The 16327-nt window shown below is 65.5% G+C and carries 16 protein-coding genes; 8 read left to right on the top strand and 8 right to left on the bottom strand.

The features are described from left to right. A partial coding sequence (locus QUV11_RS16565) for a hypothetical protein (RefSeq protein WP_300884039.1) occupies positions 1-296 on the top strand: 296 nt, incomplete at its 5' end. 192 nt (positions 297-488) lie between these two features. Continuing rightward, entirely contained in the window at positions 489-908 is a 420-nt protein-coding gene (locus QUV11_RS16560; RefSeq protein ID WP_300884038.1) for an endonuclease domain-containing protein, read from the top strand. 88 nt (positions 909-996) lie between these two features. Here the strand turns inward: QUV11_RS16560 and sdhA are convergent, their stop codons facing one another. From sdhA to sdhC, 3 genes are read right to left on the bottom strand one after another with little or no spacing between them, the layout of a single operon-like run. After that, positions 997-2799: a succinate dehydrogenase flavoprotein subunit gene (gene sdhA, locus QUV11_RS16555; RefSeq protein ID WP_300884036.1), complete on the bottom strand. Its 1803-nt coding sequence runs from the start codon at positions 2797-2799 to the stop codon at positions 997-999. Further along, positions 2799-3188, bottom strand: a complete 390-nt coding sequence (gene sdhD, locus QUV11_RS16550) for a succinate dehydrogenase, hydrophobic membrane anchor protein (protein ID WP_289620147.1) — start codon at positions 3186-3188, stop codon at positions 2799-2801. The genes sdhA and sdhD overlap by 1 nt, the downstream gene beginning before the upstream one ends. A 60-nt stretch (positions 3189-3248) precedes the next feature. Continuing rightward, positions 3249-3638, bottom strand: coding sequence for a succinate dehydrogenase, cytochrome b556 subunit (gene sdhC, locus QUV11_RS16545; RefSeq protein ID WP_289620146.1), 390 nt, complete (start codon positions 3636-3638; stop codon positions 3249-3251). Between the two features lie 210 nt (positions 3639-3848). On the opposite strand from sdhC, the gene QUV11_RS16540 reads away from it, so the two are divergent. The 5 genes from QUV11_RS16540 (at position 3849) to QUV11_RS16520 (ending at position 8359) form a co-directional block, all read left to right on the top strand. Next, positions 3849-5252, top strand: a complete 1404-nt coding sequence (locus QUV11_RS16540; protein ID WP_300884034.1) for a methyl-accepting chemotaxis protein — start codon at positions 3849-3851, stop codon at positions 5250-5252. A 76-nt stretch (positions 5253-5328) separates the two neighbouring features. After that, positions 5329-6075: an SDR family NAD(P)-dependent oxidoreductase gene (locus QUV11_RS16535; RefSeq protein WP_300884032.1), complete on the top strand. Its 747-nt coding sequence runs from the start codon at positions 5329-5331 to the stop codon at positions 6073-6075. 33 nt (positions 6076-6108) lie between these two features. After that, positions 6109-6378 (top strand): GIY-YIG nuclease family protein, encoded by a 270-nt coding sequence (locus tag QUV11_RS16530; RefSeq protein WP_300884030.1) that lies wholly within the window; start codon positions 6109-6111, stop codon positions 6376-6378. Between the two features lie 189 nt (positions 6379-6567). Next, on the top strand, positions 6568-7506 hold the full coding sequence (locus QUV11_RS16525) for a 50S ribosomal protein L11 methyltransferase (protein WP_300884028.1): 939 nt from the start codon (positions 6568-6570) through the stop codon (positions 7504-7506). A 139-nt stretch (positions 7507-7645) separates the two neighbouring features. Then, complete coding sequence (locus tag QUV11_RS16520; protein WP_300884026.1) at positions 7646-8359, top strand: TIGR02117 family protein; 714 nt, start codon at positions 7646-7648, stop codon at positions 8357-8359. Here the strand turns inward: QUV11_RS16520 and QUV11_RS16515 are convergent. From QUV11_RS16515 to recN, 4 genes are all read right to left on the bottom strand, one after another. Next, the gene (locus QUV11_RS16515) at positions 8298-9536 is read right to left on the bottom strand and encodes a DUF6596 domain-containing protein (protein ID WP_300884025.1); all 1239 of its coding nucleotides are present in this window, start codon (positions 9534-9536) and stop codon (positions 8298-8300) included. The two genes, QUV11_RS16520 and QUV11_RS16515, sit on opposite strands and share 62 nt — an antisense overlap. Continuing rightward, a complete protein-coding gene (locus QUV11_RS16510) occupies positions 9536-9898 on the bottom strand; it encodes a YciI family protein (RefSeq protein WP_289620142.1) in 363 nt (120 codons plus the stop codon). The genes QUV11_RS16515 and QUV11_RS16510 overlap by 1 nt, the downstream gene beginning before the upstream one ends. Before the next feature lie 89 nt (positions 9899-9987). After that, positions 9988-12144: an NAD-dependent DNA ligase LigA gene (gene ligA, locus QUV11_RS16505; protein WP_300884020.1), complete on the bottom strand. Its 2157-nt coding sequence runs from the start codon at positions 12142-12144 to the stop codon at positions 9988-9990. Further along, on the bottom strand, positions 12144-13805 hold the full coding sequence (gene recN, locus QUV11_RS16500; RefSeq protein WP_300884018.1) for a DNA repair protein RecN: 1662 nt from the start codon (positions 13803-13805) through the stop codon (positions 12144-12146). Before recN ends, ligA begins: the two co-directional genes overlap by 1 nt. A gap of 213 nt (positions 13806-14018) precedes the next feature. Between recN and QUV11_RS16495 the strand changes: the two genes are divergently transcribed. Beyond that, positions 14019-15041: an MlaA family lipoprotein gene (locus QUV11_RS16495; RefSeq protein WP_300884017.1), complete on the top strand. Its 1023-nt coding sequence runs from the start codon at positions 14019-14021 to the stop codon at positions 15039-15041. Positions 15042-15296: 255 nt separating this feature from the next. On the opposite strand, the gene QUV11_RS16490 is transcribed toward QUV11_RS16495, so the two are convergent. Beyond that, the coding region (locus QUV11_RS16490) for a FumA C-terminus/TtdB family hydratase beta subunit (RefSeq protein ID WP_300884016.1) at positions 15297-16327 on the bottom strand (1031 nt) is incomplete at its 5' end.

Below are 16327 nucleotides of genomic sequence, written 5' to 3'. Positions count from 1 at the left end.
TGCGCGTCGTCGATCAGGAAACCGGTGAAGAGCTGGAAGACACCCGCCCTGCCCGTGAACCGCGCGAGCGCGGCGAGCGTGGCGACCGTGGTGATCGCGGCGATCGTCGTCCCCGCCGTGATGGCGATGGCGGACGTGGTCGCGACGGTGGCCGTGGTGGCGAACGTTCGGGCGGCGGTGATCGCGGCGGCGAGCGTTCGGGCGGTGGCCGCGGACGTGGCCGCGCCGAAGGCGGCGAAGGCGGCAACACCGGCGGCGATGCCGGCCTGCCCGACTTCATCACCGGCGACAACTGAGACTTAGGCAGTTTGCTGCTAGCGTCGCGGGCTAGCCCGTAGCGCGACAAAGACCGGCTGGAGGCGTTTCGCTTCCGGCCGGTTTTTTGTTGGGGTGCGTAATATGTCCCCGCACATCGAAGCTCCCCTCCCTCTCAGGGAGGGGCTGGGGGTGGGTATGCGTCGAGACGCAACCTCTGTACAGTCCACAGCATGGCACACCGCGTTCCACCACAGATGACACGCAATGCGCGAAATCTGCGCAACAACGCAACACTACCCGAACACAAGCTTTGGCAACTGCTCTCAAACTATCGCCCGAAGTTCACACGGCAACTGGTCATCGGGCCCTATATTGCCGATCTCGCCAATCGGTCCGCAAAGCTAGTTGTCGAAATCGACGGCGAACAACACCTCGACAATTCGCTGGATGAAGTGCGCACCGGCTACCTCGAGCGCGGCGGATGGACGGTAATCCGATTTTGGAATCATGAGGTGCTGGTGAGCCCAGAGGCAGTAGCAGAAGAGGTGTTGGCGCGTACCGCCGAGTGCCTCGGCGGGACCCACCCCCAACCCCTCCCTTCCAGGGAGGGGCGCAAAAGAATGCCGCGATCACGTCCGCCCAAATTCTGAAAACTGCATCAAAAAAGGCGGGATCACGCCTCTTCAGCATGATCCCACCCCGCAATGTTAACTCAATGCCAGACGGCAGATCAGTCGATCAATACACCCGCTTCTTGGGCTTGATGTACTCGATATCTTCGCTCAGCGTGTATTCGTGCACCGGACGGTAATCGAGGGTGACCTTGCCGCCCTTGCCGCCCCAGCCTTCGAACCAGCTGACGGTGTGCTTCATGAAGTTGGCATCGTCGCGCTCGGGATAATCCTCGTGCATGTGCGCGCCGCGGCTTTCCTTGCGGCTGTGCGCGCTTTCGATGGTGCACACCGCCTGGCTGAGCAGGTTGTCGAGTTCGAGCGTCTCGATCAGATCGGTGTTCCAGATCAGCGAGCGATCCGAAACATGGACATCCTGCATCCGCTGGTTGACCGTCTGCATCAGCGCGGTGCCTTCGGACAGCAATTGCGTGTCACGGAACACTGCGGCGTGCTTCTGCATCGTCTTTTGCATGTCCATGCGGATCTGCGCGGTCGGCGAACCGCCCTTGGCGTTGCGAAAGTGGTCGAGCCGCGCCAGCGACATATCCGCCGAATCCTTGGGCAGTTCCTTGTGCGAGCTGCCCGGCGTGATGGTGTCGCGCAGGTGATGCCCGGTTGCACGGCCGAACACGACCAGATCGATCAGCGAGTTGGATCCCAGACGGTTGGCACCGTGCACCGAAACGCAGGCCGCTTCACCCACCGCATACAGGCCGGGAACCACGGTATCGGGGTCGCCATTCTTGATGGTGACCACCTGCCCGTGATAATTGCAGGGAATTCCGCCCATGTTGTAGTGCACCGTCGGCACCACCGGCAAAGGCTGGCGGGTCAGATCGACATTGGCGAAGATCTTGCCGGTCTCGGTGATCCCGGGCAGACGCTCGGCCAGCACCTTCTCGTCGATATGATCGAGATGCAGGTAGATATGGTCGTTTTCCTTGCCGACGCCGCGACCTTCGCGGATTTCGGCGGCCATCGAGCGGCTGACGACGTCACGGCTGGCCAGATCCTTGGCCGACGGAGCATAGCGTTCCATGAAGCGCTCGCCTTCGGAGTTGGTGAGGTAACCGCCCTCGCCGCGCGCGCCTTCGGTGATCAGCACGCCCGCGCCATAGATGCCGGTCGGATGGAACTGGACGAACTCCATGTCCTGCAGCGGCAGCCCTGCGCGCAGCACCATCGCGCCGCCGTCACCGGTGCAGGTGTGCGCCGAGGTGGCCGAGAAATAGCAGCGGCCCGAACCGCCGGTGGCGAGCACCACGGCATGGCTGCGGAAACGGTGGATTGATCCGTCTTCCATGCACAACGCGATCACGCCGCGGCACACGCCGTCTTCCATGATCAGGTCGATCGCGAAATATTCGATGAAGAAATCCGAATCGTACTTCAGCGACTGCTGGTACAAAGCATGCAGCATGGCATGGCCGGTGCGGTCGGCAGCGGCGCAGGTGCGCTGCACCGGCGGGCCTTCGCCCATGTTCTGCATGTGGCCGCCGAACGGGCGCTGGTAGATCGTGCCGTTGTCGTTGCGGCTGAACGGCACGCCGGCGTGCTCGAGTTCGTAGACCGCGGCAGGCGCTTCGCGCACCATGTATTCGATCGCATCCTGGTCACCCAGCCAGTCCGAACCCTTGACGGTATCGTACATGTGCCACGACCAGTGATCGGGCGAGTTGTTGCCCAGGCTCGCCGCGATGCCGCCCTGCGCGGCCACGGTGTGGCTGCGGGTGGGGAACACCTTGGTGATGCACGCGGTTTTCAGGCCCGCTTCGGCGCTGCCCATGGTGGCGCGCAGACCCGATCCGCCCGCCCCGACGACAACCGTGTCGTATACATGGTCGATGATCTTATAGGCTTCAGACATCAGCTTGCGGCTCCGGCAAAGGCAATGCGCGCGACGGCGAAAATGCCGAGGGCAGCCCCGGCGATGGCATAGAAATTGAGCAGCAGGATCACACCGAACTTGGTGCCGTGATCATGCACATAATCCTCGACAAGGACCTGCAGGCCCAGCCGCAGGTGATAGAACACTGTGATCAGCAGCAGGATCATCGCGGTCGCCGAAAGCGGCGAGGACAACCAGGCGGTGACCGTGGCGTGGTCGAGCGCGGGCAGGCTGACCAGGGATGCGATGAACCACAGCATCAAGATCAGGTTGCTGACCGCCGTGACGCGCGCCATGACCCAGTGATGGGTCCCGGTTTTGGCGGATCCCAGCCCGCGCACTTTGCCAATTCTGGTGCCACTTCCCATGGTCGTCTCCTCACGCGGGCACGACGGCCCGGCGCTGCGTAAAATTCTAAAAAAAACCAATCAGACGAAAAAGATGATCGCCCACAAGATTGCGGTCAGCCCGATCGCCAGCACCGGCAGCAACGCCGCCCAGCGGTTGTTGCGATCAACCTCATAGCCGGCTCCGATATCCAGCACGAAATGCCGAAGGCCCGAGCACATATGCTGGAAGAAAGCCCAGCTTAGCCCGATCATCAGCAGATAGCCGATCGGGCTGGTCGCCCAGCCGACATACCAGGCATAGCCTTCGGGTCCGCTGGCAATCGCCATGAGCCAGCCGACCAGCAGAACTCCGCCGATCACAGCCATGCCGTCGCCGGTTGCGCGGTGCAGGATCGAGGCCAGCATGGCCGGTCCCCAACGCCAGATTGACAGGTGCGGCGAGAGCGGCCTGCCCGATGGATTGACCATGGTATCCCCCGTAAAAACGATCAAATAACGACTAAAATGCGTCCCGCGCCTGTTTAACCGATTGCCCACATGATGCAATTGCTGATTGCGGAAGATGGGTTCCGGTCCGCGCACGCCGGTCGACCGCGCGGCACGAATGCCCTATCCTAACTTCGCATTAACCATGGAGCCGTAATGTGCTGACTATATCAGCGCTTATGTGAGGACGGCATGGCAGATTTCAATCGCGATTCAGGCAACCCGGCAGATGCCCGGTCGCTGTACGCACGGGTCATGCACGATCTTTCGATCGGCGACCGGCTGACGGCATTCGACCCCGAAGGCAAATTGCCCGGCCTCGCCCGGCAGGCGCTGAAGCACATGGAGGGCGAAGAGGACCTCATCGCCACCGCGTTCTGGGATTACTACGTCGTCGCCAGCAACATCGGTTCGCGCGTCCGCGACCTCGACAAGGTGCGGGCAGCGACCATCCAGTCGGTGCGCGACTACACCCATGAAAAGTTCGCGCACTTTTCCGAACAAGGTTGGGTCGAGCGGGCGTTTGCGAACACGCTGAACGCCCGCGATCTGGGCATCCCGCTGTGGCAGGTCCTCGCCGCACAGACCCAGACCTATGATTTCGCGCTCAAGCGGCTCCACACCCAGCTCAGCGACCAGCCTTTGCTGTATTTCAGCCTGGCGGGCGCGATGGCCAAGATGATGATGATCGAGGCCGAGATCATGTCGTTCGCGGTCAATGCGGTGAGCAGCATCGAGGCGCAGCATACCCGGATGCAGCAGACATCCAGCTTCAAGCAGACGGTCGATGGCGAGCTGCAACAGGCATCGCATCTGGGCACCGGGCTGCAGGGCCAGGTGGTCGCCGCATCCGAAGCGGCCCGCCAGATGCTGGGCCGATCCTCCGAAGTCGCGGCTGCGGCCGAGCAATCGGCGATCGCGATGCGCGAAGCGGCGCAGACCGCCGCCGGCCTGATCCGGGCGATCGAGGATGCACGCTGCGAGGTCGAGGTGGCCGCCGACGTCGCCGAACGTGCGTCGCGCGAAGCCGGCCATGCGGTGGCCAGCACCCAGACGCTGTCGACCCATGCCGAATCGATCGAATCGATCCTCAGCCTGATCCGCGATATTGCAGGCCAGACCAACCTGCTCGCGCTCAATGCCACCATCGAAGCCGCGCGCGCGGGCGATGCCGGGCGGGGCTTTGCCGTCGTTGCGCAGGAGGTGAAGAGCCTCGCCAACCAGACCGCGCGCGCCACCGACGATATCGCGCACAAGATCACCGCCATCCAGCTCGCCACCCGCGACACGGTGTCGTCCAACGATTCGGTTCGCGCGACGGTCAGCGAGGTGCAGACGTCTGCCGATCGCATCCGCCAGGCGATGGAAATCCAGGCCCAGACCGTAACGATCATCACCGCTGCAGTGGACGAAACCGCGCTGGCCGCGGATTCGATGTCGAACACCATCGGCACCATCCGTATGGACACCGAGGGCCTGGCGAGCGAGATGGACAAGGTCGGCGCCGGCTTCAGCCACCTGCAATCGCAGCTCGCACAGCTCAAGCAGCGCTCGAACAACTTCGCCGACGAAATAGGCCTCGCCAAGAGCGGCTGAGCGTTTTCGCGCATCTGGCTGGTTTCATGTGGCACCGCGATGGACCACGCGGCACGCGCGGGCTATGCAGGCGCGCATGATCCATGTCGAACAGAACATCCTCGTCACCGGCTCGAGCCGCGGCATCGGCCGCGCCATCGCCGATATGCTTCACGAGGCAGGCCACCGCGTGGTCGGCCATGCCAGCAGGCCCTTTCCCGATGACAGCCCCGACTCCCCGGACTGGGACCTCGTCGATGCCGACTTCGGCGATTTCCGCGGCCCCGGCAGCCTGTGGAGCGAAGCGCTGGAGCTGCTCGACGGGCGGATCGACGTCCTGATCAACAACGCTGGTATCTTTGCTGCCAACCCGATCGATTCGGGCGATGCCGAATGGCTCGCCGCCTGGGACGAGACGATGACGATCAACCTCACTGCCAGCGCGCAACTGTGCCGCCTGGCAGTGCAGCATTTTCAGGGCGGAGGGCACGAAGGGCGGATCGTCAACATCGCCAGCCGCGCCGCCTATCGCGGCGACAGTCCCGCGCACTGGCATTATGCTGCGTCCAAGGGCGGCATGGTGGCGATGACCAAGTCGATCGCGCGGGGCTATGCCAAGGAAGGCATCTATGCCTTCGCGATCTGCCCGGGCTTCACCATGACCGGAATGGCGGAAGATTATCTCGAAAGCCGCGGCGGCGACAAATTGCTCGCCGACATCCCGCTGGGCCGCGTCGCGATGCCCGACGAGGTCGCCACCATGGCCGCCTTCTGCGCCCTCGACGCCCCGCCCTCGATGACCGGCGCGGTGCTCGACGTGAATGGCGCGAGCTTTGTGCGGTAGGATGGGCGCGCGGTGAAGGGAGGGTGGGTCTACATGATGGCGGATCGCTATCGTGGGACGATCTACACGGGCGTCACTGCAGACATCGGTCGCAGGGTGGAACAGCACCGCAGCGAAGGCGGATCAAGATTTGTGAAACGCTATGGGCTTACGCAACTCGTCTATACCGAATGGTATGATGAGATTGAATCGGCGCTCGAGCAGGAAAAGGCGATCAAGAAATGGCGGCGTCAGTGGAAGATCGATCTGATTGAGCAAGCCAATCCGGATTGGCTGGACTTGACCCCCTTCATCAACGCTTAGATCACATTTTAGACGATCCGTTATCGTCACCCCCGCGCACGCGGGGGTCCCGCTTCTGCGGCGACCGGTTTAGAAAAGCGGGATTCCCGCTTTCGCGGGAATGACGTAGGTGGAGTTTTTTGGTCAGTCGCTTTAGGTCGCTCGATCACCTAAGCTATAGACTGCGACGCGACGACAAGGACCCACGCATTGGACAACTGGAAAGTCACCATTCCCTGCACCCTGGCCGAGGCGCAGGCGATTACCGAGCGCGAGGACGTGGATGAGGCGGCGTTTGGAGCTCCCAGTCTGGTGGCGAGCGAGGTCGATGCCTATGCCGATCCGGAAGCGCCCGGAAGCTGGGCTATCCATGCCTATTTCACGCAAAAGCCCGATGCCCGCTGGATCCGCCGGTTGCGCGATCTGGTGCCCAGCGCCGACGGCCTCAAGCTGAAGCCCGAGCGGTTGCCCGACGACGATTGGGTGACGATGAGCCAGTCGGGTCTCGAGCCGATCCGCGCGGGCCGGTTCTGCGTCCACACGCCTGAGATGCCCGCAGCCACCGATCCCGGCATCACCAACTTCTGCATCCCGGCCAGCCTGGCATTCGGCACCGGGCACCACAACACCACGCGCGGCTGCCTGATGATGCTCGATGCGATGAAGCGGCGCGGGCACACTGTGCGCAGCCATATCGACATCGGCACCGGCACCGGGCTGCTTGCCTTTGCCGCGATGCATTTATGGCCGCGCGCTTATGCGACCGCGAGCGATATCGACCCGGTGTGCGGCCCGGCGGTGGCGGAAAACGCCGACACCAACGGGGTTGCGCTGGGCCAGCGTCCCGGCCAGCTCGCGATGTTCGTCGCCGAGGGGCTTGAGGATGGCGATCTGCAGCGCCGCGCGCCCTATGATCTGGTGATCGCCAACATCTTGGCGGGCCCGCTGATCGATCTGGCTGCAGACATATCCCAGGTTACCAACCCACAGGGTCAGGCGGTGCTGTCCGGACTGCTGGGCACGCAGGCCGATGCCGTCGCCCGCGCCTATCGGATGGTCGGTTTCCGGCTCGCCGAACGGCTCGATCTGGGCGACTGGACCGTGCTGCGATTGCGCAAGCGGGGCGCGAAATGGTCCGGCAAGGCGTAGTCTCGAACCCGAAACAATGCCCCGTCACCCCCGCGCACGCGGGGGTCCGGCTTCTGCGGCGGCGAGCGCGAGAAGAGCGGGATTCCCGCGTTCGCGGGAATGACGGGATTGAAGGCAGCCCAAGCCGGAAATCGGGTTGGTGAGACAGCGGCTTCGGTCCATCCTCGGCTGGCTGATGCTGCTGGCCGGCTTCGCCTTCCTTGCAGGCGAAGCGGGCGGGCTGGTCGGCACCAACCGCGACTGGCGCGCGCCCGATGATGGGATCACCATCTATGTCGAGACCAACGGCTTCCACACCGGGTTCATTCTGCCCGCGCAAGCCGAAGGCATCGACTGGCACGCGGTGTTCCCCCCGACCGATCTGAGCGACCGCCGCTATCACGCCACCGGCGCCACCGATCACGTCGCGATCAGCTGGGGCGAGCGCGATTTCTATCTCGCCACCCCGCGCTGGCAGGACATGGACCCCGCGACCATGCTGCGCGCGGCGATCGGCAGCGATGCAACGCTGGTCCACGTCTATCACATGGCCCGCCCGGCAGAGGGCTATTACGCCCGGCGACTGGTGATCAGCCATGACGCCTATCGCCGGCTGGCGGCGCGGCTGATGCAGGACATCGCTTTGCCCGATGACGGGCCGCTCGAGCCCATACCCGGCTATGGCGGCGATGATGTGTTCTATCGGGCACGAGGCTATTACTCGCTGGTCAACAGCTGCAACGTATGGACCGGCAATCACCTGCGTGCGATCGGCGTCAGAGTTGGCGCGTGGACCCCGGCAGAGCACCACGTCATGCGCTGGTTTCCCGAAAAGCCGCCTCAAGATACAGCCGCTCCGCTCGCGGCGGATTGAGCGCGAGCGCGGCGCGATAACTTGCCCGCGCGGCCGCCATATCGCCCATCGCCGCCTGCAGATACGCGCGCGCTGCGTGCCAGGGTCGGTACCGGTCCAGCGCAGGACCTTGGAGGGCTTCCAGTGCGTCAAAACCGGCCCGAGGGCCTTCGACCTGTGCGAGCGCGAGCGCCCGGTTGATCGCCACCACCGCGCCCGGGCGCATCATCAACAGCACATCGTAGAGCCGCACGATCGCCTGCCAGTCGGTGCGTTGCCCGTTCCTCCGCCGCGCGTGCGTCAAATGGAGCGCCGCCATGACCTGATAGGGACCGCTGCACCCCAGCGCCGCGGCCTGTTCCATCAGAGTTGCCGCCGATGCAATCAACGCGGCATCCCACCGCGCGGCATCCTGCTCGCTCAGCGGAACCATGCAGCCGTCACGATCGATCCGCGCGGCACGGCGCGATTCGGCAAGCTGGACCAGGGCTGCCAACCCCAGCACCTCGGGATCGCCGGGCACCAGTTCGGCCAGCATCGCCGCCAGCCGCAGCACCTCGAGGCCCAGATCTGCGGTCGGTTCGCTGCTTCCGGCATCCTGATAGGCGAGCGCATAGCCGATCTCGAGCGTGGTCAGCACCGCTGCCAGCCGCTCCCCCCACAGATGCTGCGGCGGCGTTTCGAAGGGCACCTGTGCCTCGCGGATCTTGGCCTTGGCGCGGGTGAGCCGCTGGTACATCGCGGGCACGGCCATGAGAAAGGCAGCGGCGATGCGTTCGGTCGGGACCCCGCAGACCACGCGCAGGGTCAGCGCCGCGCGGGCATCGGGCGCGATGGCAGGGTGACAGCAGATGAAGATCAGCCGCAGCCGCTCGTCGGGAATCCGGGGGTCGAAATCCGACACCGCGTCCGGCTCCTCCGCATCTGCCTCTGGCTCCAGCCCGCTCTGCTCGACGATTCTCACCAGCCGGGCGTCGCGCCGCAGCCGATCGATGATCCGCCGCCTTGCTGCGACGTGCAGCCACCCGGCCATGTTCGCCGGGAGCGGATGGTGGGCGAACTGGCGCAGCGCGAGTTCGCTGGCATCGGCAAAGCCGTCTTCGGCCAGGTCCAGATCGCGAAACCGCGCCGCCAGCGCGGCGACCACGACGGGGCGGGCCGCGATGATCGCCGCCCCTGCCCCGCCGCGCGCGTCCATCAGCCCTCTGCGCCCATCGGCCAGATCGGCCGCACCTCGACCGATCCCTTGCCGGGGACGGGAATGCGCTTTGCCCATTCCAGCGCCTGATCGAGATCATCGACGGTGATGATGTAGAAGCCGCCCAGCTCCTCGTGACTCTCGGCATACGCGCCATCGTGGAGCTGGTGGCTGCCGTGATTCCAGCGGATGGTGGTGGCGGTGGCGGACGGTTTCAGCCGCTCGCCCGAAAACGGCACCCCGGCCGCGACCCAGGCCTCTGCCAGCGCCATGTGCTTGGCCAGCGTGTCGGCAAGGATCGCCTCGCCGTCCGGGCCGGCATAGATGCTCTCGTCTTCGTGGATCATCAGCATGTACTGCATCGTTGTGTCTCCTTTGGCACGAGCGCCGGCCCAAACGCACGGCGCTCCGACCCGATGACGAACGGGCGCTGCCGGATTCGACAGCCCGATCAGGCAGACTGCATGATTTCTGCCCATTCGGCCTCGTCGACCACCCGCACGCCCAGTTCGGCGGCCTTTTTGAGCTTCGATCCCGCGCCGGGACCAGCCACCACCAGATCGGTCTTGGCCGAGACCGAGCCTGCCGATTTCGCGCCCAGCCTTTCGGCCTGCGCCTTGGCCTCGTCGCGGCTCATCGTCTCGAGCTTGCCGGTGAACACGATGGTCTTGCCGCTCCATTCGGTGGCGCGCGCGGTGGAGACAAACGCGGCGGGCCGCCCCTCGGTGACCAGGTCGTCGAACACCTGCGCGTTGTGCGGCTCGTGGAAGAAATCGCCCAAAGCTTCGGCGACCGCAGGGCCGATGCCGTCGATGCCGGTGACCTCGGCGACCGCTTCGGCGTCGCCCGCCGCCAACCGGTGGCCGATGGCGCCCACCGCCTCGACGCTGCCGAATGCCTTGACCAGATCCTTGGCGGTCACCGACCCCACGTGGCGGATGCCGAGCGCGAACAGGAAGCGTCCCGGGTCCGCCGCGCGCCGCGCCTCGATGCTGGCGAGCAGATTGTCGACCGACTTTTCCTGCCAGCCTTCGCGGGCGAGGATCGCGCTGCGGTGCTTCCTGAGACGGAAGATATCGCCGGGCCGGTCGATCAAACCCGCCTCGAGAAACTCGGCGATCGTGCGTTCGCCCAGGCCATCGATATCGAGCGCGGCGCGGCTGACGAAATGCCGCAGCCGCTCGAGCTTCTGCGCGGCGCAGACCAGCCCGCCGGTGCAGCGGACATCGACCTCGCCCTCTTCGGCGACCGCCTCGCTGGCGCACACCGGGCAATGGTCGGGGAACGCGTACGGATCGCGCGGCTCGTCACGCGTCAAATTCTCGACCACCTGCGGGATGACATCGCCCGCGCGCTGGACGACGACCCGGTCACCGGGCCGCACCCCCAGCCGCGCAATCTCGTCGCGGTTGTGCAAGGTGACGTTGGAGACGACGACCCCGCCGACGGTGACAGGGGTCAGCCTGCCCACCGGGGTCAGCTTGCCGGTGCGCCCGACCTGGATGTCGATCGCCTGCAGCGTGGTTTCAGCACGCTCTGCTGGGAACTTGTGCGCGAGAGCCCAGCGCGGCGCCTTGGCGACAAAGCCCAGCCGCGCCTGCCAGTCGAGCCGGTCGACCTTGTAGACCACGCCGTCGATATCATAAGGCAGGTCCGCGCGGACGCGCTCGATCTCGCGATAATGCGCGAGCAAATCCTCGAGGCTTTCGATCCGCATGAGCAACGGCGAGACCGGCACCCCCATCGCGGCGATTGCCTGCATCACCGCGTGCTGGGTCGCGCCCGGAACCTCGCTGGCCACGCCCCAGCCATGCGCCAGGAAACGCAACGGACGCGCGGCGGTGACCTTGGCATCCTTCTGGCGCAGCGAGCCGGCAGCAGCGTTGCGCGGGTTGGCGAACAGCTTCTCGCCGCGCTCTGCCTGCGCGGCATTGAGCGCGGTAAAGTCTGCCTTGGACATATACACTTCGCCGCGGATCTCGAAGATCGCGGGCATAGAGAGCCCCTCCCCTTCAGGGGAGGGGTTGGGGTGGGGCATAGACTTCAGGTCGGAAGTGACTCCCCCACCCCCAACCCCTCCCCTTAAGGGGAGGGGCTTTAGGGTCTCCGGGATATCCCCGATCATCCGCACATTGGCGGTCACATCCTCACCCACCTCGCCATCACCGCGCGTCGCCGCACGCACCAGAACGCCGTTCTCATAGCGCAGCGAGAGCGACAACCCGTCGATCTTGTCCTCGGCGGTCAGCGCCAGCATCTCGTCCTCGGGCAACGCAAGATAGCGCCGCACCCGGCCGACGAACTCGGCGATGTCCTCGTCCGAAAAGCCGTTATCGAGGCTCATCATCCGCTGCTCGTGCCGGACCTTGGTCAGCGGCGAGGCCTCGACCGCTGCGCCTACCATCCGGCTGGGGCTGTCGGCGCGGACCAGATGCGGGAAGGCCGCTTCCAGCTCGCCGTTCTGCCGTACCAGCGCGTCATACTCCGCATCGGAAATCTCCGGCGAATCCTCGGCATGATAACGCCGGTTATGATGCGCGATCTTCTTCGCGAGCCGCTGCAGCTCGATCGCGGCTTCGGCTTCGGAGAGCGTCGTTGCGTCCTTCATCACACCCTCTCCAGCAACCGATCCGCCTGCGCTCGGGCCTCGGGCGTGATCTCTGCACCCGAGAGCATGCGGGCGATCTCTTCCTTGCGGTCGGCATCATCGAGCAGTCGCACCCCAGTGCGCGCGACGGTGCCGTCCGAGGTCTTGGCGATCAGCAGATGGTGCGCGCCGCGCGCGGCGACCTGGGGCGAGTGGGTGACGACCAGCAGCTGCGTGCTGCGCGCGAGCCGCGCCAGCCGCTCGCCGATCGCAGAGGCCACCGCGCCGCCGACGCCGCGGTCGATCTCGTCGAAGATCATCGTCTCCGCGCCGCCCTGCTCGGCCAGCGCGACCTTCAAGGCGAGGATGAAGCGCGACAGCTCGCCGCCCGAGGCGATCTTCATCAGCGGCGCGAAATCGCTGCCGGGGTTGGTCGAGATCAGGAACTCGACATGGTCCATGCCCGATGGCCCCCAGCGCGATTCGTCGAGCGGATCGACCAAAGTGCGGAAGCGCGCGGCATCGAGCTTGAGCGGGATCAGCTCGCCCTGCACCGCAGCATCGAGCGCCTTGCCCGCCTTGGCGCGCGCCGCGCTCAGCGCCTCGGCGGCGGAGACATACGCGGCTTTCGCGGCATGGCGCGCGGTGTCGAGCGCGGTCAGGTTCGCCCCGCCCGATTCGAGCGCGGCCCAGTCAGCCTGCATCTGGGCGAGCAGATCGGGCAGTGCATCGCCTGCGACGTTATGCTTGCGGGCGAGTGCGCGCAGATCGAACAGACGGCGTTCCATCTCGTCGAGCCGCACCGAATCATAAGTCAGCGCCTCGGACGCCGCGCGCAATTTGGCCTCGGCATCGTCGGCCTCGATCACCGAGCGGTCGAGCGCTTCCAGTGCCTCGTTGAGCAGCGGATGCTCCTCGGCGATCCGGTCGAGCTTGCGCGCCGCGCCGCGCAACTGCGCCAGCGCGCCCTTCGATCCCTCGAAGGTCGCAAACAGATCGGCGATGTCGCCCGACAGCCGTTCGCCCTTCTGCATCGCCGCACGATCACCCGCGAGTTCGGCCTCCTCGCCCGGCTGCGGCATGAAGGCGGTGAGTTCGGCGAGGTTGTGTTCGAGCAGATCGCGGTCGCGCAAAGCCGTGTCGATTGCGGCATTGGCATCGGCGAAGGCGCGCTCGGCCGTCTGCCAGCCGCGCCACGCCAAAGCCACGCCTGCGACATCGCAGCGCCCGAAGCTGTCGAGCAGATCGCGGTGGCCCTTGGGGTTGATCAGCCCGCGATCATCGTGCTGGCCGTGGATCTCGACCAGTTGCACGCCGAGATCGCGCAACAGCCCGGCCGAGACCGGCTGGTCGTTGACGAAGGCGCGGCTGCCGCCGTCGGCGCGCACCTGCCGCCGGATCAGCAACGGCTCGCCGGGCTCCTGCGCAATATCGTTGTCGGTCAGGATTGCAGCCACCGCCGCATGCCCCGCCACATCGAAGCCCGCGATCACCAAGGCTCGCTCCGCGCCTTGCCGCACCAGTCCGCTGTCGGCGCGCGCGCCCATGGCCAGGCCCAAAGCATCGAGCAGGATCGACTTGCCCGCCCCGGTCTCCCCGGTCAGCACGCCCAGCCCGCCATGAAAATCCAGGTCGAGCGCCTCGATCAGCACCAGGTCACGAATGGCAAGCGACAGCAGCATGGCCGCTGCTTTAGAACATACAGGGGACAGGTGGGAACAGCTTTTTCGGGTGGCAGGTATGATGGCGTGGAGCGCAGCCAAATTCGTCATTCATACAACTGTCATTGACTTGTCTTTCATCCAACCATAGCTGCCGCCGATGGGGCGACATTTGCGTTAGGATTACGGCTCGAGCATGATGATATACGCAGCCTTTGCCCCCGGACCCGCTCAGTGAGCTTGACCAGCCTCTCGCTGGCGCTCGCGCTGTCCGCCACGCCGCTCGCACCTTCCAGCGCCGATCTTTCGCCAGCGATCACAGCGACCGAACAGGCTGCAAGCCCGGCGGCCGTCCAGCCGGTTGCGCTACCGCCAGCCTCTCTGCCGCCGTGCCCCCAGGGCGCTGCGCTGCCGTCTGCGGATGCAGCGCCAACGGTGCCCGGCGACGGGACTCCATCGGCTCCTGCCGACGATAACGCCATCGTCGTCACCGCGCGCCCCGAATCGGAACCCGGCGACCCGATGCTGCAGCTCAATGCGCAGTCCTATGAGGTGGTTCAGGACGTCGACGAGGCACTCGTTGGCCCGGTGGCGATGGCGTACAAGGATGCGATCCCCAAGCCGCTGCGCCACGGTCTGCGCAATTTCCTGCGCAACCTCACCGAACCCATCGTTGCACTCAACTTTCTGCTGCAGCTGAAGCCCGGCAAAGCCGCCGAGACGGTGGGCAGGTTCGCGATCAACACCACCATCGGCATCGGCGGCCTGTTTGACCTCGCAAAGCGCGATCCGTTCAACCTGCCCTATCGCCGCAACGGCTTTGCCAACACGCTTGGCTATTACGGGGTCGAGCCGGGCGCGTATCTGTTCCTGCCGCTGATCGGGCCGACCACGGTGCGCGATCTGGTGGGCGGCACCATCGACGGGCTGCTGCTGCCGACGGTGGCGGGCGCTCCTTTCAACGACCCGTATTTCACGCTTCCCGCTGCTACCTTGAGCGCGCTGCAGGGCCGCATCCAGATCGACGAGCAATTGAACGCGCTGCGCACCTACAGCAACGACCCTTATGTCGACGCGCGCGACTTTTATCTGAAGCGGCGCCAGGCGGAAATCGATGCGCTGCGCGGGCGCGTGGCGTATCCCGATGCCGACCTGCCGTTCGTCAATCCGGGCACCGGCGGGCCGGTGGTGATGCCGGTGACACCGATCGCACCGATGACGTCGGGCGTGGATTGCGTGCCGGTGGGCGGATTCTGAGTCGGGGGGCTGCGGCGGGCGTTCACAACACCCGCTCAGCCTGAGCCTGTCGAAGGCCTTGCGCTGATATTCCAGCCCATGTGCACGTCACCCCCGCGGACGCGGGGGTCCCACTTCCTTCCTGCGCTTCAGCAACAAGCGGGATTCCCGCGTGCGCGGGAATGACGGGGAAGAATCACGCAAACCGCGCGCGGGGCCTTCGACAGGCTCAGGCTGAGCGGAGGTGGGCGTATTGCCAACCACCCCCGCTAAGGTTCACGCCCCCTGCAGCAGACCTTCCTTCGCGATGCGCTCCTTCCACACCAAAGGCGCGAGCTGGTGGACGTTGTTGCCTTCGCTGTCGACCGCGACGGTGACGGGGAAATCGCTGACCTCGAACTCGTAGATCGCTTCCATCCCCAGATCGTGGAAACCGACGACTTCCGAGCCCTTGATCGCGCGCGCGACCAGATACGCCGCGCCGCCGACCGCCATCAGGTACGCGCTCTTGTGATCGCGGATCGCCTCGACCGCTGCCGGGCCGCGCTCGGCCTTGCCGACCATCGCCAGCAGACCCTGTTCGAGCATCATGCGGGTGAACTTGTCCATCCGGGTCGCCGTCGTCGGACCTGCGGGGCCGACGATTTCTTCGCCCACCGGATCGACCGGGCCGACATAATAGATCACGCGGCCGCGGAACTCGACCGGAAGCTGCTCGCCCTTGCTGAGCATATCCTGGATGCGCTTATGCGCAGCATCACGCCCGGTGAGCATCTTGCCGTTGAGCAGCAGCCGGTCGCCCTGCTTCCAGCTCTGCACGACTTCGGGCGTGAGGGTATCCAGATCGACGCGGATCGCGGCCTTGTCGGGGGTCCAGTTGACGTCGGGCCATTCGTCGAGCTTGGGCGCCTCGAGATACGCGGGGCCCGAGCCGTCGAGCGAGAAATGCGCGTGGCGGGTCGCGGCGCAGTTGGGGATCATCGCGACCGGCTTGCCCGCGGCATGGCACGGCGCATCCATGATCTTGACGTCGAGAATGGTCGAGAGGCCGCCGAGTCCCTGCGCGCCGATGCCCAAGGCGTTGACCTTGTCGAAGATCTCGATCCGCATCGCCTCGACATCGCTCTGCGCCCCGCGTGCCTTGAGCGGCCCCATGTCGATCGGGTCCATCAGCGCCTTCTTGGCGAGCAGCACCGCGTGTTCCGCCGTGCCGCCGATGCCGATGCCCAGCATGCCGGGCGGGCACCAGCCTGCGCCCATCTGCGGGATCATCTCGAGCACCCAGTCGACGATGTTGTCGCTGGGGT

The organism is Blastomonas sp. (assembly GCF_030373265.1).
In the GTDB taxonomy this organism is placed as follows: domain Bacteria; phylum Pseudomonadota; class Alphaproteobacteria; order Sphingomonadales; family Sphingomonadaceae; genus Blastomonas.
The sequence above is the reverse complement of the archived record's forward strand: the minus strand, read 5'-3'. Positions and strand labels throughout refer to the sequence as shown.